Raw genomic sequence first — 5,806 nt, 5'->3', positions numbered from 1 at the left:
AGGAGACCTCTATATCGCCCTTGACCTCCTTCCAGGCCACCTCCATGGCGTGATAGATATCGGCTGCGTCTTCGCCGAGATCGCCCGGCACGCAGCTGCGGGAGGCGGAGATGATGAAGTTGGCGTTGGTCGGGGAAGGCATGGTTATGACATGGAAGCCCGCGGCGTAGAAGGCTTTCATCATGGTGAGAAGCTTGGTGGCTCGGTCGCTGGAGCCTGCGCCGGCAATCAGGAAGACCAGCGGCGCCTTTTTATCCTGCCAGGCGAAGGTGCAGCGAAGCCCCTTGTCATAGAAAAAGATCGGGGGCTTTTTGCGGTCCGGGAGGACGTCCAGCACCAGTTGGCGGGTGCGCACCTTGGCCGGGAAATGGGGGATCAGCTTGGGGGGCGTACCGAGGATGGTGGCCTCATATGACCCGGCAATGGGATAGCCGTACTCCGCCGCCAAGATATTTACCGGCAGCAGGAGAAGGCAGGCGATGATCAGCAGTCTCAGGTGCATCATCTGAATGCCTCCTTGAGTGGTAGCAGGCGGCGGTTGGCAAGCTGAAGCTGTCAGGTTTTTATTATGAAATACCTTATCCAATACAACCAAGCTGTCAAGCAACCGCGATGGCAGTGTCGACGGCCGGGAGAGCTTTGAAACCCGTTGATTCTGGCTATACTTGGCAAATAGCGGTGCTGCCCAGATTGGAAATATGGAGGAGGTGCCATGAGATTACTGGTCGTGATAGTGAGCTTGACGCTGACCATCGGTGTCGGGGCATCATTCGGGGCCGGTGCAAATATCTGCAATCCAGGTTCCGCGATCAGCTACTATCCTAACGGGGAGTTGAAGTCATGTGTGCTGAGGGACATCTATACCGTAGACGGGGTTATTTGCAACATGTACGATCAGATCACCTTCTATGAGCAAGGGAGGCTGAGGAGCTGTGTAACCAGGGACTATTATGTCTATGGAGGGATAACCTGCAATGAGTATAGCCAGATATCGTTTTATCCTTCCGGAAAGCTCGACACCTGCATCCTATTCAGAACGACCACCATTGAGGGGAAAACCTGCGACGAGATGCAGCCGGTTTCATTCTTCGAAAACGGCAGGCTCAAGAGCTGCGCCACCCCGAAATGAATTACCATCTTGACATCTAAATAGAAATGCTTTCTAGTTATTGATCGACTTCGCGCGAGCTGGTCGAACGATCTGTTCCCGTAAAGAGGAGAGTGTATGAAAAGGATTCTGCTGCCCTTGCTGCTGCTTTTATTCATGGCGGGGGCGCTTGGATGCCAGAAGAAGGATGCGCAGGAACAGGGAGCGGCACAAGGCCCCCACAAGCTGAACGTGGTGACGACACTGTTCCCGCTTTACGACTTCACCAGGGAGATCGCGGGAGACAAGGCGAAGGTCACCCTTCTCCTTCCACCCGGAGTCGAGCCGCACAGCTTCGAGCCCAGGCCAGAGGACGTGGTGACGGTGAGCAAGGCCGACGTGGCGATCTACACCAGCGAATACATGGAGCCGTGGGCGGTGGAGCTCCTGAAATCGATAACGGCCAGGCCCGCGGTGATCGACACCAGCAGGGGAGCCAAGCTCCTCAAGACAGGACGCAGCGAAGAAGAGCACGGCGCAGGCGAGCAGGGGCGCGATACCCGGCATCGCCACGGCGGGGTGGACCCGCATATGTGGCTGGATTTCGGCAACGCACAGGTGATGGTGCAAAACATTGCGGACGGGTTGTCGGGAAGGGATCCTGCGAACAAGGATTATTACCAGAGCAGGGCTCGATCTTACAAAGAGCAGCTGCAGAAGCTTGATGACGACTTCAAGGCGGGGCTGGCGCAGTGCCGGAAGAAGATCTTTCTGCACGGCGGCCACTATGCCTTCGGCTACCTGGCCCAACGCTACGGCCTCACCTATCTCTCAGCGCAGGCGGTCGACCCGGATTCCGAGCCGACTCCGCAGAAGCTTGCCGGGCTGGTCAAGGAGATGCGGAGTAACGGGCTGAAGTACGTTTACTGCGAGGAGCTCCTCTCGCCCGCTACCGCCGACATGATCGCCAGGGAGACAGGCGCCCAGGTGCTGATGCTGAACGCGGCACACAACGTCAGCAAAGAGGATTTCGACAAGAAGGTGACCTTCATCTCCCTGATGCGCCAGAACCTTGAAAATCTGAAGAAAGGGCTGGAGTGCAGGTAGGATGGGACGGCTCAGGCTCCCGGCTTGGCGAGAAAGGCCATAACCTGCTTCATCTCGTTCCATACTTCTCGTTTGAGGGAGTCGTCAGCGAGTAGTTGATCGGGATGCAGGCTCGCCATCAGCCGGACCCCTTCGAGGTCTTTGAAGCGGCCACGCAGGCTGGAAAGTGGCTCCCGGCTTTCCAGTAGCAGCTGGGCCGCCCCTTCCCCAAGGGCTACCACGACCTCAGGGTTCACGGCTGAAACCCGGGCCATCACTGCCCGGCGCAACCCTTCCGTCCCGACAGCATCGCCGGGGAAGCTCAACAGGAAGACATCCTCGGGAGCAAATCCCATAGCCACCACGATGCGGGCCAGCAAGCTGCCGGACTCTCCGGCGAAGCCGGCACCAGTCATGACGAAGAGCAATCTTGAATGGGGGTTCCCTGCGCCATTAAGGGCGGCGGTGGCAGCTTCAGTCGGGGTAGCAGAGGCCTCCGCCGGCCCCTCAGCCATAACAGCGGCAGGAGTCTCATCCATCCCGAACCTGAGCTCCTCCACGCCACTCTCCCGGAGCTCCTCGAGGTACCCCTTCAGCGAGGCAAGCAGCAGATCCCTCTCCTCCAACTCAAGCATCCCAAACCCCTTTACTTTTCGCAGCCCATTATCTATGCTCAGTGGCATGTTCATACTTATTGCAGCAGCGGTGCTGCTCGTTATAGCCATACCTCAACATGCGTACGCCTGGGGCGCCGGTATCCACCTGCAGCTCGGCATGAACGTACTCTCCCACCTGGAAGCGCTGGAACCCTCCGTCGCCGCCATCATCGGGAACCACCCTTTCGACTTCCTCTACGGCACCATAGCCGCCGACATCACCCTTGGCAAGAAGTTCACGCACTACCTGCAGCACTGCCACCGCTGGCGCATCGGCCACAAGGTGCTCGACAAGGCTGGTGACCAAGCCCAGCAAGCCTGCGCCTACGGCTACCTGAGCCACCTGGCGGCCGACTGCATCGCCCACAACTACTACGTCCCGTACAAGGTGATGAGGAGCTTCCCGTCGCTGACCCTGAAGCACGCCTACTGGGAGATGCGGTTCGAGAGCTATGTCGACAAGGAGATCTGGGAGACGGGGAAGAAGGTGGCGCGGGAGCATTTCAAGAAGAACGACCAGCTGCTGCGCAAGGTCCTGTCGGACACCATCTTCTCCTTCACGACCAACAAGCGGATCTTCAACTCCATCCTGTTGGTGAGCCGGCTGGAGAAGTGGCAGAGCCTGCTGCAGACGCTCTCCGACTCTTCACGCTACGTCCTGGACGATAACGACCGTGAGGAGTACATGCAGCTCGCACAGGAGGCGGTCTTCGATTTCCTCAATAACGACGAAACATCGCGCTATTATCACGCGGACCCGACGGGCGAGAAGGCGCTGGCAACAGCCGAGGCAGTTCGGAAGAACCTGAGGCTTCTATACCGAAGCGGGAAGATCACCAGGGACCAGGCCTACGCCGAACTGGCCGAAATCAAGCCGAAACTGAAAGAGGCCATCTGCGACCCGCAGCTCCTGCTGCAGATCCTGTCGAAATAACCGCAAAAACCGATTTTAGCGCGGGATAAAGTCTGATAACTTCTGATCTAGAGGCAGGGGACCGAAGGTCGAATTCAGAAATCCACGACAGGGAAGTCGACCCGTTGATCCGATTCTTATCCGATTCTACCCGATGTTGATCCGCGAGCTACGCCTTTGACTTTCTCAGCTGCTCCACCCGATCGAGAATAACCCCCGCCACCTCATCCTTACCCATCAGCGGCAGTTCCTCAATCCGGCCGTCCCGGAAAAGCATCTTCACGATGTTGGTGTCGACGTTGAATCCCGCCCCGTCCAGGGAAACATCGTTGGCCACCACCATGTCCAGGTTCTTATTGTTCAGCTTCAGCTGGGCATTGGCAATGAGGTCATCGGTCTCGGCGGCAAAGCCGACCAGTATCCGTCCGTCCTTGCGGGCTCCGATTTCCGCCAGGATATCGGGATTTTTCTCCAGTTCGATGGCGAGCGATGCGGCACTCTTCTTGACCTTGACGCCGGAACGCTGCTTGGGCCGGTAATCGGCAACCGCAGCCGCCTTGATGACGATGTCGCACTTTTCGATCCGGCTCAGGACTGCGTCACGCATCTCCTCGGCGCTCTCGACTTTGATGACGGACACTCCTGTCGGAATGTCAATCGCGGTGGGCCCGGTCACCAGGGTTACTTCCGCACCTCGCAGACGGGCCTCCCGCGCGATGGCGTATCCCATCTTGCCCGAGGAGTGGTTGCTGATATAGCGAACGGGATCTATCTCCTCCCGCGTCGGGCCTGCCGTAACCAGCACCCTTTCCCCCGCCAGTCGCTTCGGGGTCAGCGCCGCCACCGCCTCCTCGAAAATTATCCGGGGATCCTGCAGTTTGCCCTCGCCTTCATAGCCGCAGGCGAGCATGCCCCTGGCCGGCGGAACGAAGAGGTAGCCGTGGGCCTTCAACCTCTTCTCGTTCTCCCGGTAGATGGTGTTCTGGTACATGTTGACGTTCATGGCCGGAGCGATCAGTACCGGCGCCCTGGTCGCCATGATGGTCGTGGTAAGAAGGTCGTCGGCTATGCCGCAGGCTACCTTGCCGATGAAATTGGCGGTTGCAGGGGCAATGATGAAGAGATCGGCGCGCTCGGCAAGAGAGATGTGGCCGATCTCCTGCTCCGAGATGAGATTGAACAGCTCCAGATGCACCGGATTCCCGGAGAGGGTCTGGAAGGTCAGTGGAGTCACGAATTCGGTGGCGCCGCGGGTCATGATCACGTGGACCGCTGCCCCGGCCTTGGTCAATAGCCGCAGCAGTTCCACGGCCTTGTAAACCGCGATCCCTCCGGTAACCCCGAGGATGATCTCTTTACCTTTCAGCATCAATCCTCCCTAGCCGTTGATGTACGGATTCGTGCGTCTTTCGGTGCCGATGGTGGAGGATGGGCCGTGTCCCGGCCAGACCACCGTGTCGTCAGGGAGCGGCATGAGCTTTCCCTTGATGGAGGCGATCAGCTGGTTGTAATCGCCTCCCGGCAGGTCGGTCCGCCCGATGGAGTCGGCAAACAAGGTGTCGCCGGTGATAACGACCTGCTCGTTACGAAGCAACAGGGAGCACCCGCCCTGGGTGTGGCCCGGGGTGTGCAGAACCTCGATGCTGCGCCTGCCGAAATCGAGCTGCATCCCGTCGGTCAGATAACGCGACGGCGCCGGGGAGTCCTCGACCTCGAGCCCGTACATGTGGCCGCTCCTTTTGGCCATGGTCAGCAGCGGGAGATCGTTTTGGTGAACCAGGAGTTCGGCGCCGGTGGCCTCGACAAGTGCACGGTTGCAGCCGATGTGGTCGAAGTGTCCGTGGGTGTTGATGATGTACTTGACGGTGAGGCCGAAGCGGCTGATTGCGGAGAGTATGAGCTCACAATCGGCACCCGGGTCGACTACTACACCTTCCTTACCCTGCTTGTCGCCCAGGACGAAACAGTTCACGCCCAGCGGCCCGACAACTATCCTCTCTATGAACATTGCAGTTCCTCCAGTAAAAGCTTCACGCAGAGGGATATTACTCCATCTCCTCATCA

General features: G+C 58.7%; 6 protein-coding genes and 1 pseudogene. 3 read left to right on the top strand and 4 right to left on the bottom strand.

Annotated elements, in window-relative coordinates:
- Positions 1-505: pseudogene (locus tag AC11W3_RS08420) on the bottom strand (hypothetical protein); the annotation flags it as partial.
- Between the two features lie 207 nt (positions 506-712).
- Here AC11W3_RS08420 and AC11W3_RS08415 point away from each other — a divergent pair.
- Together AC11W3_RS08415 and AC11W3_RS08410 are read left to right on the top strand one after the other, a co-directional pair.
- A complete protein-coding gene (locus AC11W3_RS08415; RefSeq protein WP_484089399.1) occupies positions 713-1,129 on the top strand; it encodes a toxin-antitoxin system YwqK family antitoxin in 417 nt (138 codons plus the stop codon).
- A 96-nt stretch (positions 1,130-1,225) separates the two neighbouring features.
- Positions 1,226-2,194, top strand: a complete 969-nt coding sequence (locus AC11W3_RS08410; RefSeq protein ID WP_484092818.1) for a metal ABC transporter substrate-binding protein — start codon at positions 1,226-1,228, stop codon at positions 2,192-2,194.
- A gap of 11 nt (positions 2,195-2,205) precedes the next feature.
- On the opposite strand, the gene AC11W3_RS08405 is transcribed toward AC11W3_RS08410, so the two are convergent.
- Positions 2,206-2,808: a uracil-DNA glycosylase family protein gene (locus AC11W3_RS08405; RefSeq protein ID WP_484089397.1), complete on the bottom strand. Its 603-nt coding sequence runs from the start codon at positions 2,806-2,808 to the stop codon at positions 2,206-2,208.
- A 46-nt stretch (positions 2,809-2,854) separates the two neighbouring features.
- Between AC11W3_RS08405 and AC11W3_RS08400 the strand changes: the two genes are divergently transcribed.
- Complete coding sequence (locus tag AC11W3_RS08400; protein ID WP_484089396.1) at positions 2,855-3,763, top strand: zinc dependent phospholipase C family protein; 909 nt, start codon at positions 2,855-2,857, stop codon at positions 3,761-3,763.
- Between the two features lie 148 nt (positions 3,764-3,911).
- On the opposite strand, the gene coaBC is transcribed toward AC11W3_RS08400, so the two are convergent.
- Positions 3,912-5,111, bottom strand: coding sequence for a bifunctional phosphopantothenoylcysteine decarboxylase/phosphopantothenate--cysteine ligase CoaBC (gene coaBC / locus AC11W3_RS08395; RefSeq protein ID WP_484092817.1), 1,200 nt, complete (start codon positions 5,109-5,111; stop codon positions 3,912-3,914).
- A gap of 9 nt (positions 5,112-5,120) precedes the next feature.
- Entirely contained in the window at positions 5,121-5,750 is a 630-nt protein-coding gene (locus AC11W3_RS08390; RefSeq protein WP_484089394.1) for an MBL fold metallo-hydrolase, read from the bottom strand.
- Positions 5,751-5,806 lie beyond the last annotated feature (56 nt).

The sequence above is a fragment of the Geomonas sp. genome (assembly GCF_056994735.1).
The sequence above is the reverse complement of the archived record's forward strand: the minus strand, read 5'-3'. Positions and strand labels throughout refer to the sequence as shown.

Coding starts and splice junctions, on each gene's coding strand:
- AC11W3_RS08415 (WP_484089399.1), top strand. CDS start 713: ATGAGATTACTGGTCGTGATAGTGAGCTTGACGCTGACCATCGGTGTC.
- AC11W3_RS08410 (WP_484092818.1), top strand. CDS start 1,226: ATGAAAAGGATTCTGCTGCCCTTGCTGCTGCTTTTATTCATGGCGGGG.
- AC11W3_RS08405 (WP_484089397.1), bottom strand. CDS start 2,808: ATGCTTGAGTTGGAGGAGAGGGATCTGCTGCTTGCCTCGCTGAAGGGG.
- AC11W3_RS08400 (WP_484089396.1), top strand. CDS start 2,855: ATGTTCATACTTATTGCAGCAGCGGTGCTGCTCGTTATAGCCATACCT.
- coaBC (WP_484092817.1), bottom strand. CDS start 5,111: ATGCTGAAAGGTAAAGAGATCATCCTCGGGGTTACCGGAGGGATCGCG.
- AC11W3_RS08390 (WP_484089394.1), bottom strand. CDS start 5,750: ATGTTCATAGAGAGGATAGTTGTCGGGCCGCTGGGCGTGAACTGTTTC.